Source organism: Geothrix fuzhouensis, from assembly GCF_024609325.1.
GTDB lineage: Bacteria > Acidobacteriota > Holophagae > Holophagales > Holophagaceae > Geothrix > Geothrix fuzhouensis.
On sequence record NZ_JANHMQ010000002.1, the window covers coordinates 468279 to 485680 of the forward strand.

The 17402-nt window shown below is 67.4% G+C and carries 13 protein-coding genes; 2 read left to right on the forward strand and 11 right to left on the reverse strand.

Annotated elements, in window-relative coordinates:
• Positions 1 to 4: 4 nt before the first annotated feature.
• The 11 genes from NOV74_RS09420 to NOV74_RS09470 all read right to left on the reverse strand — a co-directional run bounded on the left by NOV74_RS09420 (position 5) and on the right by NOV74_RS09470 (position 16289).
• A complete protein-coding gene (locus NOV74_RS09420) occupies positions 5 to 2356 on the reverse strand; it encodes a S9 family peptidase (protein ID WP_257311473.1) in 2352 nt (783 codons plus the stop codon).
• A 50-nt stretch (positions 2357 to 2406) separates the two neighbouring features.
• A complete protein-coding gene (locus tag NOV74_RS09425) occupies positions 2407 to 5199 on the reverse strand; it encodes an AAA family ATPase (RefSeq protein ID WP_257311476.1) in 2793 nt (930 codons plus the stop codon).
• Complete coding sequence (locus NOV74_RS09430) at positions 5196 to 6320, reverse strand: exonuclease SbcCD subunit D (protein WP_257311479.1); 1125 nt, start codon at positions 6318 to 6320, stop codon at positions 5196 to 5198. Before NOV74_RS09430 ends, NOV74_RS09425 begins: the two co-directional genes overlap by 4 nt.
• Before the next feature lie 97 nt (positions 6321 to 6417).
• Positions 6418 to 8175: a 30S ribosomal protein S1 gene (locus tag NOV74_RS09435; protein WP_257311483.1), complete on the reverse strand. Its 1758-nt coding sequence runs from the start codon at positions 8173 to 8175 to the stop codon at positions 6418 to 6420.
• Between the two features lie 342 nt (positions 8176 to 8517).
• Positions 8518 to 9078: a NifU family protein gene (locus tag NOV74_RS09440; RefSeq protein WP_257306194.1), complete on the reverse strand. Its 561-nt coding sequence runs from the start codon at positions 9076 to 9078 to the stop codon at positions 8518 to 8520.
• A gap of 2 nt (positions 9079 to 9080) precedes the next feature.
• Positions 9081 to 9530 carry a Fe-S cluster assembly sulfur transfer protein SufU gene (sufU, locus tag NOV74_RS09445; RefSeq protein WP_257311485.1) on the reverse strand — a complete coding sequence of 150 codons (450 nt, stop codon included), beginning with the start codon at positions 9528 to 9530 and terminating at the stop codon, positions 9081 to 9083.
• Positions 9527 to 10762, reverse strand: coding sequence for a cysteine desulfurase (locus NOV74_RS09450; RefSeq protein ID WP_306672396.1), 1236 nt, complete (start codon positions 10760 to 10762; stop codon positions 9527 to 9529). The genes sufU and NOV74_RS09450 overlap by 4 nt, the downstream gene beginning before the upstream one ends.
• Entirely contained in the window at positions 10759 to 12036 is a 1278-nt protein-coding gene (sufD, locus tag NOV74_RS09455; protein ID WP_257311488.1) for a Fe-S cluster assembly protein SufD, read from the reverse strand. Before sufD ends, NOV74_RS09450 begins: the two co-directional genes overlap by 4 nt.
• Positions 12033 to 12797 carry a Fe-S cluster assembly ATPase SufC gene (gene sufC / locus NOV74_RS09460; RefSeq protein WP_257311489.1) on the reverse strand — a complete coding sequence of 255 codons (765 nt, stop codon included), beginning with the start codon at positions 12795 to 12797 and terminating at the stop codon, positions 12033 to 12035. Before sufC ends, sufD begins: the two co-directional genes overlap by 4 nt.
• Before the next feature lie 117 nt (positions 12798 to 12914).
• Complete coding sequence (gene sufB / locus NOV74_RS09465) at positions 12915 to 14354, reverse strand: Fe-S cluster assembly protein SufB (RefSeq protein WP_257311492.1); 1440 nt, start codon at positions 14352 to 14354, stop codon at positions 12915 to 12917.
• A gap of 81 nt (positions 14355 to 14435) precedes the next feature.
• Entirely contained in the window at positions 14436 to 16289 is a 1854-nt protein-coding gene (locus tag NOV74_RS09470) for a tetratricopeptide repeat protein (protein ID WP_257311494.1), read from the reverse strand.
• 71 nt (positions 16290 to 16360) lie between these two features.
• On the opposite strand from NOV74_RS09470, the gene NOV74_RS09475 reads away from it, so the two are divergent.
• Both NOV74_RS09475 and NOV74_RS09480 read left to right on the forward strand, forming a co-directional pair.
• Positions 16361 to 16882 carry a tetratricopeptide repeat protein gene (locus tag NOV74_RS09475; RefSeq protein WP_257311497.1) on the forward strand — a complete coding sequence of 174 codons (522 nt, stop codon included), beginning with the start codon at positions 16361 to 16363 and terminating at the stop codon, positions 16880 to 16882.
• Positions 16883 to 17025: 143 nt separating this feature from the next.
• Positions 17026 to 17394, forward strand: a complete 369-nt coding sequence (locus NOV74_RS09480) for a cytochrome c3 family protein (RefSeq protein WP_257311499.1) — start codon at positions 17026 to 17028, stop codon at positions 17392 to 17394.
• Positions 17395 to 17402 lie beyond the last annotated feature (8 nt).

Consider the following 17402-nt stretch of genomic DNA (forward strand, 5'->3'; position numbering starts at 1 on the left):
GGACCTACTTCAGATGCCTGTCGAACCAGTGGAGCATCTCCCAGAGGGTGTGCTCGACGGATTCACGGGCGACGTAGCCGTGGCTCTCCAGGGGCAGGGTGACGTAGCGGGCGGTCTGGCCGTTGCCCTTGAGGGCGGCGTAGAGGCGCTCGCTCTGGAGGGGGAAGGTGCCCTGATTGTTGTCCGCCTCGCCGTGGATGAGCAGGATGGGCGCGTTGAAGTGGCTGGCGGCCATGAAGGGCGAGACCTTCAGGTACATCTCCGGCGCCTCCCACAGCGTGCGCCGCTCGCTCTGGAAGCCGAAGGGCGTCAGCGTGCGGTTGTAGGCACCGCTGCGGGCGATGCCGGCCTTGAAGAGATTGGAGTGCGCCAGCAGGTTCGCCGTCATGAAGGCGCCGTAGCTGTGGCCGCCCACGCCCACGCGTTTCGGATCGATGACGCCCAGCGCGTCGGCCTTGGCGATGGCGGCCTTGGCGCTGGCCACGACCTGCTCCAGGTAGGTGTCGTTCACGGTCTTGGGATCGCCCACCACGGGCATGGTGGCGTTGTCGAGCACCACGTAGCCTGACAGCAGGAAGAACAGGTGGGACATGCCGCCGATGGTGGTGAACCGGTTGGCCGAGCCGCTCACCTGACCGGCGGTGCCGGCGTCCGAGAACTCCAGCGGGTAGGCCCACACCACGGCGGGGCGGCGCTCGCCCTCCTTGTAGTCAGGGGGCAGGTACAGCGTGAAGCTGAGGGCCACGCCGTCGGGTCGCGTGTACGTCACGAGCTTCTTCTGAATCTTCCGCAGCTCAGGCAGGGGGTCGGTGAAGGCGGTAAGAGCTTTTGGGAATGAGGCATGCAGGATGTAGTTCGGCGCCTCGGTGGGGCTTTCGCGCCGCGTGATGAAGGTGCCGCTCGGCAGCAGGGCCACGGGGGCCTCGTAGACGCCCTCGCCGCAGCGGAAGAGGCGCTCGGTCTGGAGGGTGGCGCGATCGAAGCGGGCCAGGAAGGGGCGGTCGCCGGCGGGCGTGGCGCCGGCCCCCGTGAGGAAGAGCTTGCCGGCCTCTTCGCGCAAGGCGGTGTGGCCGTTGGGCAGCAGGCGGGTCAGGAACGTGCCCGGAGCCTTGTAGCGGTCGTTGGCGCTGAGGTCGAAGGCCAGGCGGGCATCGGCGGGCTTCGCGGGGTTCACCAGCCAGGTCCGGGTCCAGCGGCGGTCGCGCTCGTACTCGCGCACCACGGCCAGGTCGCCGCGCTCGCCCCACTCCAGCCCCATGAGGCGGGACTTGAGGCGGATCAGCTCGGCGGGTGCGGTCTGGAACGGCGCCGCCTGGGTTCGCACGGAGTCGCGGAACTCGGCCTTCTGCCGGGGGTCGCCGCAGTCCAGGGCCTCGGCCCAGGCCAGGGTCGCCGGCTCCGTGGGCCGCCAGTGCAGGCGGCGGGGGCCCGTGCGGACGCCCTCGATGGGAATGCCTTCCGCCAGGGGCAGGTCCGCCGCCGTGTGGATGAGCCTGCCCGCGCGATCCCAGACCTCCTCGCGGACGGGGAACTGGAAGGCCGGCACCAGGTAGGAGAACGGACGCTGAAGACGCGCCACCAGGATCAGCTTCCCATCGGGCGAGGGCTGGATGTCTGCGTAGAGGCCGGGCCTGCCGATGGGTTTCAGCGCCCCGGTGGCGAGGTCCACGCGCACCACCTGGGCCTGGCCCAGGAACTCGAACAGGCTTTCGTCGAAGGCGTTCTGGAGCAGATCCTGGTAGGTGGGTGCGGGGGCGGCCTTGCCCTCGGTCTCCTGGATGCGGGGGCCGACGGGCACCTCCGGCGCCCTGGGTTCCGGCCCCTGGCCCGCGGGCACGGCCTTGGCGATGAGGTTGCCGTCCGGCAGCCAGTCGAAGGGGTCCCCCAGCACGGCGTTGAGCTTCAGGCCCGGCACGCGGCGGAGCCTCCCGGTGGCGGCCTCCCCGATCCACAGCTCCGTGGCCCCGGCGGTGGCTCCCGCCAGCGCGAAGCGCGTGCCGTCCGGCGACCAGCGGGGCTGGCCCAGGGCCACGCCCGTCGGCAGCGCGAGGGGCCGGGCGGGGCCGCCCTTCACGTCCTGGAGGGCCAGGGCCTTCAGGCGCGGCGGGTGGTGGGGGCCGCGGGTGCGTGGGTTCAGCCGCAGGCCCGCCAACCGTGCCATGGGCTGGGCCAGGGCCTGGATGGGGGGATTGCGTTCGAACTCCGCCAGCAGGAAGCGGTCGCCGGTGGGGCTGGCCACCAGGGAGGGCGTGCCCGGGGCATCCAGCACGCGCTCGATGGCCTTGGGCGCCTTCTGGTAGGGCGTGGGCTGGGCCACGAGGGCCAGGCACAGGAAGGGCGCGACAAGACGCAGCATGGGCACTCCGGGGGATCCCGGGAGCTTACCACGCCTTGCGAGGTAAATGCTCAATCGACCCGGAACCGGGCGTGGCTGCCGCCGGGCCCGGGTGTCACCTCCAGGCGGGCCGAGATGCGGGCCTTCACATCGTCCAGGTGGCTGATGAGGCCCACCAGGCGCCCGCCCTGGTTCAGCTCCTCCAGGGTGCGGAGGGCCAGGTCCAGGGCCTCGGAGTCCAGGCTGCCGAAGCCTTCGTCGATGAAGACGGTATCGAGGCGGATGCCGCCGGCATGGCGCTGCACCACGTCCGAGAGGCCCAGCGCCAGCGCCAGGCTGGCCTGGAAGCCCTCGCCGCCCGACAGCGAGCTCACCGCCCGGGCGCGGCCCGTGTGGCTGTCCGTGATCTCCAATTCGAGGCCGCCCGCCCGCCGCAGATCGCCGCCAGCCGTGGCCCGCTGCAGGGCGTAGCGCTGCTTGCTCATGCGGCGCAGCCGCTCCGAGGCCGAGACCAGCACCTCGTCCAGGAGCGCGCCCTGGACATAGCGCTCGAAGGAGACCCGGGCGCCATCCTCGCCTCGGGCCACGCGGGCCAGACTGGCGGCGGCGCGGTGACGGCGTTCCTCCGCGCCCTGCCGGGCTTCCAACGCGGCCAAGGTCGTGGCGAGGCGCTGAAGCGCCTCTTGCTCGGATTGCGCCTGGCCCAGGGCCTCGCCGGCCTGAGAGAACCGCGCCTGGGCAGCGTCTCGGGTGGTCTGCAGCGAAGTCAGCTGCGGAATTGACTGTTGCCCGATTGGGAGGTCAACCCCGGCCGCTGTCAGAGCCGCCTGGAAATCGCCCTCGGTCTTCCGGGCTTCAGTCCGGCCGGCCTCCAGGCGATCCCGGTGGGACTTGAGCGTCGCCTCGGCCTCGATGGCCGCCGTCTGGGCCGCGTCCCGGGCTGCGCGGGCCGCCTTCAGTCCAGATTCAGATTGGGCCAGATCTTCCTCGGCCTGCCGCCGCCGGGCCGCGAGTGCCCCCGGAACCCTCAGGTCCTCCGCCAGCGCCTCCTCGTGGACCTTCATCCTGGCCTGGTCCTCGGCTGTCTGGAGCGCCACTTCCGACTGACGCTGGGTGGTCGTGGCAAGCTGGCTCTCCGCCTGCGTCTGAGCCGCTTCCGCCTCGGCCAGGGTCCGCTCGGTCCGGGTCAGGTTGGTCTCAGCCTGGCGGCTGTGCTCCAGGGCTTCCAGGCATCGCGCTTCCTCGGCGGCCAGGGTGGCGGGATCCGCGTGTGCGTCCTCGCCCAGGTGGTGGGCGAGATCCTCGCGGCGGGCACGGGCGGTCTCCAGGGCGGAGGAGCGCGCGGCGGCAGCCTCCTGGGCGCGGGCCAGGGCCGCCTCCGCCGCGTCCTGTCGCGCCTGGGCCTGTTGGAGCTCCGACTCGCCGGGCTGATCCGCCGAGGGTCCGGCGGGATGGGGATGGGCTTCGCTGCCGCAGACGGGGCAGGGCTCGCCGGGCTTCAGGTTCTGGGCCAGGTGGGCAGCCTGAGCCGCCAGGCGTCGTTCCTGGAGGTCGCGGTGGTGGTCCCGGGCCTGCTTCACGGCCTGCAGGGCGGCGTCCAGGTGGGTGCGGGCGGTGTCCAGAGTGAGGGAGGCGCGCTCGAGTTCCTGGCCTGCCTGCTCGAACTGCGCCCGTTGCTTCCGCTTCTGGCTGGCCAGGCGGAGCAGGCCCTCGCGACCGGTGAGCTGGGCGGCTTCGGTCCGCAGATCTTGCAAGAGGGCCTTCTGGCGCGTGGCCTCCAGCCGGGCGGCATCACGTCGCTGGGTCTGGTTCTTGGCAAGATCCTCAAGCTGCTTCCGCTCCCGGGCGGCTTCTGCGGTGGCCTTTCGCGCCTGCTCCAGGGCCACCAGTCTGGGTTCGAGGTCCTTCAGGCGGTCGATGGTGCGGCGCAGGTCCCCGCGGCGGGGCTCGTCGCGTTCAGCTTCGGCCAGGGCACCTGTGGCTGCGGTGAGGGCCAGGGCCTGTGATTCAGCGGCCTCCGCCAGTCGGATGACCTCTTGTTCCAGCGTGTGGACCCGGGCGAGAGCCTCCTCCAGATGCTGCCCCTCGCGCAGGACTGCCTCCGCCCGATCGAAGGCGACCCGGGCTTCCGTCTGCTCGTGGCTTCGTTCCTTCACACGCAGGGCGGTGGCTTCCAGACGGTCGGGCAGGTCCTGGGTGGTCGCCACGCCGGCCTGCTCAAGGAGCTGCCGGGCCTCGGCCTGCGCCGTGAGAAGCGAGCCGCGCAAGGTCTTCTCCTCCTCGGCCAGGGCCTCGGCGATGGCGGCGTAGCGGGCGGTCTGGAAGAGGGTCTGGAGGATGGCCTGGCGCTCGGCGGAGCCCGCCAGCATGAACTCCTGGAAGCGGCCCTGGGGCAACAGGACCACCTGCCGGAACTGGCTGGCCTTGAAGCCCAGCAGGTCCGCCACCTTGGCGTCCACCACCGTGGGTTTCTCCGTGGCCAGGGGCACCTCGGCGCCATCCACCAGCTCCCACAGATGGGCGGCGTAGAGCTGCTTCTTGGTGCCCCCGCCGCGTTGCTTCGGCACCTGCTGTTCCGGTGTGCGCTCCACCCGGTACGTCTTCCCGCCCAGGGCGAAGTCGAAGGTCACGCAGGTGGGGAGGTCCGCCGTGGCGAAGTGGCTGCGCAGGTCGCGGGTCTCGCGCTGGCCGCCGCTGGTCTGGCCGTAGAGGGCGTAGCTGATGCCGTCGAGGATGCTGGTCTTGCCCGCGCCCGTGGGGCCGTGGATGAGGAAGAAGGACTGGTCCCCCAGGTCCGCGAAGTCCAGCTCCTGCCGTCCGGCGTAGGGGCCGAAGGCCTCCAGAGTGAGGCGCAGCGGTTTCATTCGGCCGCCTCCCCGGACAGCAGCCGCCCCGCCACGGCGCGGAAGAGGGCCCGCTCCTCGTCGTCCATCTCCCGGCCTGCCGTGTCCTGGAAGAAGGTCTCGAAGAGGACGGCCGGATCCAAGTCACGATCCGCGGTGCGTACGATGTCCTGAGCCGATGCGGCCGGCGGAGCGGGCTGGATGCCGAGGATGTTGGGGTAGATCTGGCGCAAGCGGGCCATGGCGTCCAGCACCGGGCCTTGGTCCAGCAGGTCGAGGAACAGGTAGTCGTCGGGATTGCCCTGGGGCCCTCGCAGCAGGTCGTCGAAGTGCCCGCGCAGGCGCCGCAGGTCGCGCCGGGGCGTGAGGGGCAGCGACTCGGTGTGGGCGGGGCCGCGCTCCGGCAGCTCCACCAGGGTCAGGGCCTTCACGTGGGTTGCCTCGGAGGCGCTGTACTTGAGCAGGCTGCCGGCGTAGCGCACGTGGGAGTAGCCGGCCACCTGGGGGCGGTGCAGGTGGCCCAGGGCCGCGTAGTCGCAGTCCTTGAACAACACTGCGTCCACCTCGCCGGTGCCGCCCACGGCCAGGCCCAGTTCGGAATCCGAGCCCTCGCCCCCGGCCACGAAGGCGTGGGCCACGGTGATGAAGCGGCGACCTGCCGGGTGGAGGGCGCGGGCCCGGGCCAGCTGGGCCGCAAGGGCGTCCTGGTGGGTACGGATGCCTTCGTCCTGGAGGGCGTGGCGGGCCATGACGGGATCCGCGTAGGGCAGGAGGTGGAACGCCGCGGAGCCGATGAGGACCGGGGCCGCTGCCTCCAAGGGGCCCGCCATGTGGAGACCCTGGGCTCCCAGGAAGCCCGCGGCGAAGCCCAGGCGCTCGGGGCTGTCGTGGTTGCCCGCGATGACCAGCACGGGCACGCCGAGGCCCCGCACGATGCGGTCCAGCACCTCGTCCAGCAAGGCCACGGCCTCCTTGGGGGGTACGGCCCGGTCGTAGAGGTCCCCCGCCACCACCAGGGCCCCGGCGCGGGTCTCCTTGACCATGGCCGCCACCTGCTCGAGGGCATGGGCCTGGTCCTCCAGGAGGTTGGCGTTGCAGAGGGTCTTGCCGAGGTGCCAGTCGGAGGTGTGGAGAAAGCGCATGGGGTTCCGGAAGGTGGGATGTCGCCTTTCGAGTATTGCATCCCAGAACGACGAAGCCCCCTTGCGGGGGCCTCGTCGTTCTGGATCGGAGGGATCGCTACTCGCGTTCCGCCCGGTTGAAGGCGTCGGCCAAAGTCGCCTTTTTGAACTCGGGCTGACGGGCCTTGGCGGCGTCCATGTCACCGCGCTCCTGATCCTGCTCCAACTGCTTGACGGAGAGGCCGATGCGGCGCTCGGTGGGATCGAGCTTCACGATCTTCATGGTGAGATCCTGGCCGGCGGCGAACTCCTTCTGGATGTCCTCCACCCGCTTGCGGCTCAATTCGGAGACGTGAACTAGACCCTCGATGCCATCGCCGAGGTCGACGAAGGCGCCGAAGTCGGTCAGGCGGGCGATCTTGCCGGTGAGCACATCGCCCACGTGATGGTTCTCGAAGAAGATCTCCCAGACGTTGGGCTCCATCTGTTTCACGCCGAGGCTCATGCGCTGGGCCAGGGGGTCCAGGTTGAGGACCTTGGCGGTGACTTCGTCGCCCTTCTTCACGATCTCGCCGGGGTGCTTGATCTTCTTGGTCCAGCTGAAGTCGGACACGTGGATGAGGCCGTCGATGCCCTCTTCCAGCTCGACGAAGGCGCCGAACTCCGTGATGTTGCGCACGGTGCCCGTGACGATCATGCCGGGCTGGTACTTCTCGGCGATGGCCATCCAGGGGTTGGGGGTGATCTGCTTCATGCCGAGGCTGATGCGGCGGTTCTCGGAATCCACCTGCAGGATCAGGGCCTCGACCTGGTCGCCCAGGTTGACCATGCCCTTGGCGGACTTGACCTTCTTGGTCCAGCTCATCTCGGAGACGTGGACCAGGCCCTCGATGCCGGGCTCCAGCTCCACGAATGCACCGTAGTCGGTGATCGAGACGACCTTGCCCTTGACGGTGGCCTGGATGGGATAGCGCTCCTCGACGGAGAGCCAGGGATCCGGGAACTTCTGCTTGTAGCCGAGGCTGACGCGCTCGGTCTCCTTGTCGTACTTGAGCACGGCCACTTCGACCTTGTCGCCCACCTGGAACATCTCGCTGGGGTGGTTGAGCCGGCCCCATGACATGTCGGTGATGTGCAGCAGGCCGTCCACACCGCCGAGGTCGACGAAGGCGCCGTACTCGGTGATGTTCTTGATGGTGCCCTCGACCAGCTTGCCTTCCTCGAGGCCCGCGAGGGTCTCTTCCTTCAGGCTCGCGTTGATGGTCTCGAGGAACAGCTTGCGGGACAGCACGATGTTGCCCCGGCGGCGGTTGACCTTGATGACCTTCATGTCGAAGGACTTGCCGAGGTAGGGATCCAGGTTGCGGACGGGCTTCATGTCCACCTGGCTGCCGGGCAGGAAGGCACGGATGCCGATGTCCACGGCCAGGCCGCCCTTGACCTTCTCGAGCACCGTGCCATGCACGGTCATGTTGGAACGGAAGGCCTTCTCGACCTCGTCCCAGATCTTCATCTTCTCGGCGCGCTCACGGCTGAGGCGCACGTTGCCGTTGGCGTCCTCGAGCATCTCGAGCAGCACTTCGACCACGTCGCCCACCTGGACGCCCTGGGTGCCATCCGGATTGTTGAACTCATCCAGATTGACGGTGCCCGACCCCTTGTAGCCGATGTCGATGATGACGTCCTTGCCGCGGATCTCGACGACGACGCCTCGCACGACTTCTTCTTCACGCAGGCCTCGGGTCTCGCCCTGCAAGGCGGCCATGAACTCCTGGCCTTCATCGCTCCCATCCTCGACATACCCCGAGTCGAGTACGGTGATGCGGCCCATCTGCTTGGAGCCCAGGCCCTTGATGATTGATTCTAACTTGGACATGTAAGTCCACCTCTTTTGGTTGCGCCCACGCTCTGGTGGTGCGCTGGAATCCCGGCACACGAAGTCCGGCAGAACGCCCAGGTTATCTGGGAATGCCTTGCGAGGCCAGGAAAAAGGGCTGGACTGCCTTCAGACCGAGATGACCACGATCTCAGGGTCCACTTCCTTCTGGAGCATGCCCTCGATGGCCACCAGGGTGCCGGTGAGGCTGGCCGGGCAGGAGCCACAGGCGCCCCCATGTGAGCATCCATCCGGATCATGACCTGCTTCTCGTGGCGACCGATGAGTTCCAGGCTGCCACCGTCCGCGGCCAGGGCCGACGGGAGGGCGTACGGGGCCGCCTCAGACCGAGATGACCACGATCTCGGGGTCCACTTCCTTCTGGAGCATGCCCTCGATGGCCACCAGGGTGCCGGTGAGGCTGGCGGGGCAGGAACCGCAGGCGCCCATATACCGGATCATGACCTGCTTCTCGTGCCGGCCGATCAGTTCGAGGCCGCCACCGTCCGCCGCCAGGGCGGGCAGGATGGCGCTTTCCAGGACCATGCGGATGTCCTTGAGCATGGGGTCGTTCTCGTCGTCCACCTTGCTGAAGACGCGGGGCCCCCCGGTCGCGGGGGCCTGACCGCCGCCCACGCCCGCGGCGGCGCGGATGGGCGCGGCCAGCAGGGGCAGCATCTCGGGCCAGCCCTTGTCGTCCGTCTTGGTGACGGTCAGAAACTTGTCCTGCATGAAGACCGAGGTGACGTTCCCCACGGCGAAGAGGCCCTTGGCCAGCTCGTCGTGCTCGGCGGTCTCCGCGTTGGGGAAGGACTTGGGGAAGCCCAGGGCCACGGATTCCTTGAGCACGAATTTCACGGCGTTGGGATTGGGGGTGTACTCGATTTCGGCGATTTTGGGCATGGCTATTCCGTACTCGCTTCTTCCTCGCCCTTGAGCGCGGCGTGGAGGGTGGCCCAGGGGAGGACGGCGCACTTCACGCGGCTGGGCAGGTCCTTGACGCCGCTGAAGAGCGTGAGCTTGCCCAGCAGGGGCGCCTGGGTGGCGGGATCCAGCTCGCCGCGCACCATGCCGCGGAACTGCTCGGCCATGGCTTCGGCCTCGGCCACCGACTTGCCCTTCACGGCCCCTGTCATGAGGCTGGCGCTGGCGGTGTCGATGGCGCAACCGCTGCCCTGGAACTTGATGTCCTGCACGACCCCGTCCTCGATCACCAGCGTCAGATCCAGCTCATCCCCGCAGAGCGGGTTGTGGCCCTCGGCGTGGTGGGTGCAACCTTCCAGCTTCCCGAAGTTCCGGGGCTTCTTGTTGTGCTCCAGGATCACCTGCTGGTAGAGCTCGCGGGGGTCGGTCATTTGAACAGCTCGATGGCCTTGAGGACGGCCGACACCAGGATGTCCACTTCCTCGCGGGTGTTGAAGTAGGCGAAGGAGGCGCGGGTGGTGGCGGGCACGCCGAAGCGGGTCATGATGGGCTGGGCGCAGTGGTGGCCGGCGCGGACCACGACGCCTTCGCCGTCCAGCAGGCTGCCCATGTCGTGGGCGTGGATGCCCTCCACCACAAAGGAAAGGACGCTGGCCTTGTCCTTCGCGTTCCCCAGGATGCGCAGGCCGGGAATGGCCGCCAGGCGCTCCGTGGCGTAGGCCAGCAGCTCATGCTCGTGGGCGGCGATGCGGTCCAGGCCCAGGGCCGTCACATAGTCGATGGCCACGCCCAGGCCGATGGCGGCGGCGATGGGCGGAGTGCCTGCCTCGAACTTGCCCGGGGCGGGGAGGTAGGTGGTCTTCTCCCAGGTGACGGAGCGGATCATGCTGCCGCCACCGTGCCAGGGAGGCATGGCCTCCAGGTGGGCCAGCTTGCCGTAGAGCACGCCGATGCCCGTGGGGCCCGAGAGCTTGTGGCCGCTAAACACGTAGAAGTCGGCGTCAAGATCCTGGACGTCCACCGCGAGGTGGGGTACCGCCTGGGCGCCATCCACCAGCACGGGCACGCCCTTGGCGTGGGCGTGGGCGATGATCTCCTTCACGGGATTCACGGTGCCCAGGACGTTGCTGACATGGACCACGCCAAGGATCCTGGTGCGCTCGGTGATGAGCTCGTCGAGGGAGTCCAGGACCAGCTCGCCGTCATCGGTCATGGGGATGACCTTGATGGTGGCGCCCTTCTCCTGGGCCAGCATCTGCCAGGGCACGATGTTGGCGTGGTGCTCCATGGCGGACAGGAGGATCTCGTCGCCTGCCTTCACGTTCATCCGGCCGAAGGTCTGCGCCACGAGGTTGATGGCCTCCGTGGTGCCCCGGGTCCAGATGATCTCCCTGCTGGAGCCAGCCCCGATGAACTTCCGCACCTTCTCCCGGGCGGCTTCGTAGAAGTCCGTGGCCTCCTGGCTGAGCGTGCTCACGCCGCGGTGCACGTTGGTGTGCTCGTCCCGCTGGTACTTCGTCATGCGGTCAATGACCTGGACGGGCATCTGCCCGCTCACAGCGCTATCGAGGTAGACCACCGGCTTGCCGTGGAGGATGCGGGAGAGCAGGGGGAAGTCCCTGCGAATGGCCGCCACATCGAGGGTCTTCAGGTCGATGCTCATCCGAGGTCTCCCAGGGAGGTGGCCTGGGTGCGGGCCATGACGAGCTGGCGCAGGGCCCGGCGCAGGCTGGCCACGGGGATGTGGGTCAGCACATCGGCCGCGAAGCCGTAGGTGAGCAGGTTGCGGGCATCGTCGGCATTCATGCCGCGGCTCTGGAGATAGAACAGCTCCTCGGGATCGAGCTGGCCCACCGCCGCGCCGTGGCTGCATTTCACGTCGTCCGCGTAGATCTCCAGCTGGGGCTTGGTGTCCACCCGGGCGGTCTCCGAAAGCAGCAGGTTGCGGCTCTGCTGCTGGGCATCCGTGCCCTGGGCGCCCTTGGCCACCATGATCTGGCCGTTGAAGATGGCCCGGGCCTTTCCATCCACGATGCATTTGTGGAGCTGGTGGCTGGAGGCGCCCGGCTCGGCGTGGTGCAGGAAGCTGTGGGTGTCGGCCACCTGTGCGCCATCCAGCAACGCCAGACCATCGAGGCTGGCTTCGGCCCCCTCGGCCAGGTGCACCCAGGGCTGCTGGCGGGAGAGACGGGCCCCGAAGCTGAGGGTGCGGGAATGGTACTGACCGCCTTTGCCGACCTCGGCCTTGAGGGTGCTGAGGTGGTAGGCCTCGGCGCTCTCCCGCTGCACGCGTTCATGCCGGAGGACGGCGCCTTCCGCCACGTGGACCTCGACCACCGGGCAGCTCAGGTAGGGACCTTCGCCAAGGTGTTCTTCCACCAGCTCCAGCTCTGCGCCGCGTTCCAGCAGCACGAGGATCCGGGGGAACACGGCGATGGGGGCCTCGGCCTTGGTGATGAAGAGCAGGTGCAGGGGAAGGGCCACCTTGAGGTTTTTCGGCACCAGGATCACGGCGCCATCCTCGAAGCGGGCGGTGTTCAGATCTTCGAAAAGCCCTTTGGCCGCCCCATTGCCGATGCTGCCCAGCGCGTGGCAAGCCTCGCTGGCGTGGGACATGGGGAAGTAGCGCACGCCGGCGGGAACGGCTGAGGCGCAGCTGGCGTGGGGGGCGTGGTGCCCATTCACGAAGACCTGGCGCGTGCCGACCATCTCCGGGAGCAGGTGGCCGCTGATGTCCACCGTGACCTTCGGTGCGGGTCCGAAGCTCATGCCTGCCAAGGCCTTCAGATCCGTGTACTTCCAGTCCTCGTCCGAGGACGTCGGCAGGTCACGCTCAGTCAGGCGGGCCTCGGCCTCCTCCCGCAGGTCCGCCCACTCAGCGGGCCGCGGCCCACTGAGCAAATCCGCAAGAAGGTTGGAACCGACCGCCAAGGTCATCGCTGACTCCCGGCCGCGGCTTCCTCCAGCACCCAGTCGTAGCCGCGCTCTTCAAGCTCGATGGCCAGTTCCTTGCCCGCGCTCTTGAGGATGCGCCCGCCCGACAGGACATGCACGAACTGGGGTTCAATGATCTCCAGGATGCGGGGGAAGTGGGTGATGATCAGCAGGGCGCGGTCGGGGCGCTGGAGCTTGTTCACGGCGTCGCCCAGGACGCGCAGGGCGTCGATGTCCAGGCCGCTGTCCAGCTCGTCCAGGATGGCCAGCTTGGGTTCCAGCACGGCCATCTGGAGGATCTCGTTGCGCTTCTTCTCGCCGCCGGAAAAACCCTCGTTGAGGCTGCGATCGAGGAATTCCTCTTTCATGGCCACGAGCTTGATCTTCTCGTGGATGAAGTCGTCGAACTCGAGCGGATCCAGCTCGTCGCGGCCCTCGGCCTCGGCCTTCTTGTTGTAGGCCAGCCGCAGGAATGCGGCATTGCTCACGCCCGGCACCTCGATGGGGTGCTGGAAGCCCATGAAGATCCCCGCGCGGGCCCGGGCATCGGGTTCCAGTTCGAAGAGGTTCCGGCCCTCGTAGAGCACCTCGCCGCCCGTGACCTCATAGGCCGGGTGGCCCACCAGCACCTTGCCCAGCGTGGACTTGCCCGAGCCGTTGGGGCCCATGATGGCGTGGATCTCCCCCGCCTTGAGCTCCAGGTCGATCCCCTTCAGCACCGGCGTGCCGTTGATCGAGGCGGTGAGGTTTTTGATCGAAAGCATTTCAACTCCAGATTTGTAACCGCAGATGACGCAGATGGCCGCAGATGAAAAGCGAAAAACCTGAATTGGGTTTTATCTGCGTCATCTGCGACATCTGCGGTTTCCAATTCATATCCATCAGCCCACGCTGCCTTCAAGCTTGAGCGACAGCAGCTTGGTGGCTTCGACGGCGAACTCCATGGGGAGCTCGCGGAAGACGTCCTTGCAGAAGCCGTTGATGATCATGCTGATGGCTTCCTCGGCGGGGATGCCGCGCTGCTGGAAGTAGAGCAGCTGCTCCTCGCCGATCTTGCTGGTGGTGGCTTCGTGCTCCACTCGTGCGCTGCGGTTCTGCACCTCGATGTAGGGGAAGGTGCTGGCGCTGCAGGACTGGCCGATGAGCATGGAATCGCACTGGCTGAAGTTGCGGGCGCCCTCGGCTTTCGGCTGCACCTTCACCAGGCCGCGGTAGCTGTTGGAGCTGTCGCCGGCGCTGATGCCCTTGCTGATGATGGTGCTCTTCGTGTTCTTCCCGATGTGCACCATCTTGGTGCCGGTGTCAGCCTGCTGCTTGTGGTTGGTGAGCGCCACGCTGTAGAACTCGCCGATGCTGTCGTCGCCCAGCAGCACGCAGCTGGGGTACTTCCAGGTGATGGCGCTGCCGGTCTCCACCTGGGTCCAGCTGATGTGCGAGCCCTTGCCCTTGCAGAGGCCGCGCTTGGTCACGAAGTTGAAGATGCCGCCCTTGCCGTCCTTGTCGCCGGCGTACCAGTTCTGCACGGTGCTGTATTTGATGGAGGCGTGATCCAGGGCCACCAGCTCCACCACGGCGGCGTGCAGCTGGTTGGTGTCGAACTGGGGCGCGGTGCAGCCTTCCAGGTAGCTCACGCTGGCGCCTTCTTCCGCCACGATGAGGGTGCGCTCGAACTGACCCGACTCCTTGTTGTTGATGCGGAAGTAGGTGCTCAGGTCCATGGGGCAGGCCACCCCCTTGGGGATGAAGACGAAGCTGCCGTCCGTGAACACCGCGCTGTTGAGAGCGGCGTAGAAGTTGTCCGAGGAGGGCACCACGCTGCCGAGGTACTTCCTGACCAGCTCGGGATGGGACTTCACGGCCTCGCTGAAGCTGCAGAAGATGATGCCGACCGTGGCCAGCTTCTCCCGGTAGGTGGTGGTCACGCTGACGGAATCGAAGACCACGTCCACGGCCACGCCCGCCAGGGCCTCCTGCTCGTGGATGGGCACACCCAGCTTCTCGAAGGTGCGCCGAAGCTCGGGATCCACCTCATCCATGGAGGCGTACTGGGGCTTCTTGGGCTTGGGGGCGCTGTAGTAGACGATCTTCTGGAAGTCGGGTTTGGGGTAGACCACATTGGCCCAGTCGGGCTCGGTCATGGTCAACCAATGGCGGTAGGCCTTGAGGCGGAACTCCAGCAGCCAGTCGGGTTCGCCCTTCTTGGTCGAGATGAACCGGATCACGTCCTCATTCAGGCCGGGCGCGACGCTATCCGCTTCGATGTCCGTCACGAAGCCGTACTTGTATTCCTGGCTGGTGACCACATTGAAGGTTGAGGTCATACACCACTCCCGAGACATTCCATTCTGGAATCTCGACTAAAATTGTCAACTTAATACGCTGTGCGGTCGATCACGCCCGATTCACGTCTCGGGAACCGCGTCCAGCTCCTTCAGCAGGCCGCGGATCTGGTTTTTCACGCCCTTGGCCTGGCTGTCGTTGAGATCGCCGGCCTCGGCGTCCAGGCCGGCCTTGAGCAGGGTCCGGGCTTCCTCCCGTTCACCCAGGCCCGCCAGGGCGGCGCCGAGCTGGAAGTGGTTGATGAGGGTGGGTTCCTTCTCCAGCAGAGGATCGAGCAGATCCAGCACTTCCTGGTGCCGCTTGAGCGCCAGGAGGTACTGGCCCAGCAGGGTGCGGGCGCGGGGCTCCATCCCGGGCAACGGGTGGGCGTGGAGGCGGCGGACCTCGACCAGATCCTGGTCCGTGGCCTGGCCGTTCATGAGGCGGTAGGCCTGGCGCATGAGGGCGGCCTCCCAGGCGCCGGTGCTCTTGGGGTGCCGGGTGAGGTAGGCGTCCAGAATCCGGGCGATCTCCGCCTCCCGCTTCTGGGCCATCAGGTGCTCCAGGGCGAGGCGCAGGGCCAGGAAACAGAGGCGCGGATGCCGGTCCGAGCACGCGAAATCCAGGGCCGGCTTCAGTGTCTTTTCCGGGTTCTGGAGGAAGGCCAGACGCAGATCCAGCCACTCGGAGCGCTGGCTCTTCCCCTTCCGCCGCACCCGCTTGAGGAGGAGGGAGGCGGGTTCCAGCTGGTTCTCGTCCAGCAGCGTCTCGGCCTCGTCCAGCAGGGTTTGGGTGCCGGTCTTGCCGTCCCGGGCCTCCCGGAGCTGGGGGTGGTTCTCGGCGTCGAGCATGAGGAGGAGGTGGGGATCGCCGGGATTCTGGGTGAGCAGCTCCTGAAGGATGGCGAAGGCCTTGGACCGGTCGCCCTGCTGGAGGTAGGCCTCGGCCAGGGATTCGCGCACCTGGAGTTCGCCGGGCAGGTAGGCGCTGGCCTCCTTGAGGGCGGGGACCGCCAGGGCACTTTCGCCCCGGGCCAGGTGGACCTGACCCAGCAGCAGCAGGGTTTCGCCATCCTTGCGGCGGGCCACGGCTTCCTGGGCGGCCTCTAGCGCCCCTTGCAGGTCCTCCTCATCCAGCAGCAGCTCGGCCAGCAGCATCCGGGGCTCAGGATCTTCGGGGCGCAGGTCCGAGGCCTGGTGCAGGGCCTCGATGGCCTGGTCGGCCTGGTCCGGCAACTCCTGGAGCAGCTTGGCGAGCAGCATCCAGGCCTCGAAGTGGCGCGGGCTCAGGCTCACGGCCTTGCGCACCAGACCTTCGGCTTCCTCGAAATTCTGGGCGGCTTCGTGCAGGGAGGCGGCCGTGAAGATCAGCTCGTAGTTCTTGGGATCCATGGGCAGGGCCTGACCCAGGCGCTGGGCGGCGCCCGGCAGGTCGGCGGCCTCCAGCAGGGCCGTGGTCTCCAACAGGGCACGCTTGAGCTGGGACATGGACTTGGGCCGGGCGATGGGCAGGATGCGGGCACGATAGCGGGTGAACAGCTCACGGGCGCTGATGAGGTGCAGGTTCTCCTCCACCAGCTGCTCCCAGCGTTCGGAGAAGGCGTGGGCGTCCAGCTGGCGCTTGTGTTCCATCTCCTGCACGAGGGCCATGAGGCCATTGCGCAGCATCACCTCGCTGCGCTCCAGCTTGCCCAGCTGGTCGGAGACGGTCTCCAGATAGGTCTCCACCCGGCGGAGGGTCTCCTCCAACCCTGTGATGCGCTCCAGGAGGTGTTCTTCCAGGTCCTCTCCGCCCTCGGGTTCGTCCGGCTCGTCTTCCCAAGTCTGGTCGCCGGCCAGGATGAGTAGTCGCGTTCCGCACTTGACGCAAGTCTCCCGGTCCCCAGGGTTCCAGGTCAGGCAGTTTTGGCAGTAGGAGCCGGGCAGATCGTTGGCCATGATTCCAGGATAGAAGGTAAGGTGGTCGTCGCGGTCTGAAGGTTTTATCCTGGGGGCGGCGAGGGCGGCACATGAGCGACGAGCAGGAACGCCAGGACAAGCGCCAGGAAGCCATGGAGTGGGTGGGGAAGGCCTACCAGCTTCACATGAAGGGCGAAGTGGCGAAGGCCGTCAGCCTCTACACCAAGTCCATCGAGATCTGTCCCACGGCGGAGGCCTACACCTTCCGCGGCTGGGCGCGCTCCTTCGAGAAGGACTATGCCGCGGCCATCGAGGACTGCCATCGGGCCATCGATCTGGATCCCGAGTTCGGCAACCCCTACAACGACATCGGCGCCTACTACGTGGAGCAGGGTGAGCCCGACGAGGCCATCCCCTGGCTGCGCATGGCCCTCAAGGCCCAGCGCTACGAAAGCTACTGCTATCCCCACTTCAATCTGGGCCGCGTGTACGAAGCCAAAGGCCAGCTGGACAAGGCCCTCGAGCATTTCCGCCATGCCCTGGATGAGAACCCGCGCTACGCCCTGGCGGCCAAGGCTGTCGAGCGTGTGAAGGGCAAGCTGGCGCCGAAGGATCCGGAGAAGATCGGCTGACCTAGCTGGGAACAGGGTGAGCGGCCCATCCAACGGAGGGAGCCATCCAGGTCTGTTTTCGTCGTTGCCCGCTGACGGGGGCCTGGGTTCGGAATACGCTGGTGGAAACCCAGAGCATCCAGATCTGTCATGAGGGGCAATCCATGAGACCCAACGCGATGGCGGCGCTTGTTCTGATCTCTGCTGCTTTGATTGGCGATTCAGGTCTGGCGGCCACGCCCAAGCCCCTTCCCAGCAAACATGCCAAGAGCGGCCTCATCTGCTTTGACTGCCACCGCAACGAGAACCCGACGCAGGCCGCGGTGGCCGAGGAATCCTGCATGGTCTGTCATGGGGACTATGCGGCCATGGCGGCCTATACCAAGCACCTGTCCGTCAATCCCCATGACCCGCCCAAGAAGAAGGACCACCCAGGTCCGTTCCCCTGCACCGACTGCCACCATCAGCACAAGGCGCCTGAGGTGAAGTGCCTGGAATGCCATACGGATTTCAAGTTGAAAGCGCCCTTGTAGCGGGAGAG

What these genes read in the sequence shown, in the direction of transcription:
- NOV74_RS09425 (WP_257311476.1), bottom strand. Translation starts at nt 5,199, where the DNA reads ATGAAACCGCTGCGCCTCACTCTGGAGGCCTTCGGCCCCTACGCCGGA.
- NOV74_RS09435 (WP_257311483.1), bottom strand. Translation starts at nt 8,175, where the DNA reads ATGTCCAAGTTAGAATCAATCATCAAGGGCCTGGGCTCCAAGCAGATG.
- NOV74_RS09440 (WP_257306194.1), bottom strand. Translation starts at nt 9,078, where the DNA reads ATGCCCAAAATCGCCGAAATCGAGTACACCCCCAATCCCAACGCCGTG.
- sufC (WP_257311489.1), bottom strand. Translation starts at nt 12,797, where the DNA reads ATGCTTTCGATCAAAAACCTCACCGCCTCGATCAACGGCACGCCGGTG.
- NOV74_RS09430 (WP_257311479.1), bottom strand. Translation starts at nt 6,320, where the DNA reads ATGCGCTTTCTCCACACCTCCGACTGGCACCTCGGCAAGACCCTCTGC.
- sufB (WP_257311492.1), bottom strand. Translation starts at nt 14,354, where the DNA reads ATGACCTCAACCTTCAATGTGGTCACCAGCCAGGAATACAAGTACGGC.
- NOV74_RS09450 (WP_306672396.1), bottom strand. Translation starts at nt 10,762, where the DNA reads ATGAGCATCGACCTGAAGACCCTCGATGTGGCGGCCATTCGCAGGGAC.
- NOV74_RS09480 (WP_257311499.1), top strand. Translation starts at nt 17,026, where the DNA reads ATGAGACCCAACGCGATGGCGGCGCTTGTTCTGATCTCTGCTGCTTTG.
- NOV74_RS09470 (WP_257311494.1), bottom strand. Translation starts at nt 16,289, where the DNA reads ATGGCCAACGATCTGCCCGGCTCCTACTGCCAAAACTGCCTGACCTGG.
- sufD (WP_257311488.1), bottom strand. Translation starts at nt 12,036, where the DNA reads ATGACCTTGGCGGTCGGTTCCAACCTTCTTGCGGATTTGCTCAGTGGG.
- sufU (WP_257311485.1), bottom strand. Translation starts at nt 9,530, where the DNA reads ATGACCGACCCCCGCGAGCTCTACCAGCAGGTGATCCTGGAGCACAAC.
- NOV74_RS09475 (WP_257311497.1), top strand. Translation starts at nt 16,361, where the DNA reads ATGAGCGACGAGCAGGAACGCCAGGACAAGCGCCAGGAAGCCATGGAG.
- NOV74_RS09420 (WP_257311473.1), bottom strand. Translation starts at nt 2,356, where the DNA reads ATGCTGCGTCTTGTCGCGCCCTTCCTGTGCCTGGCCCTCGTGGCCCAG.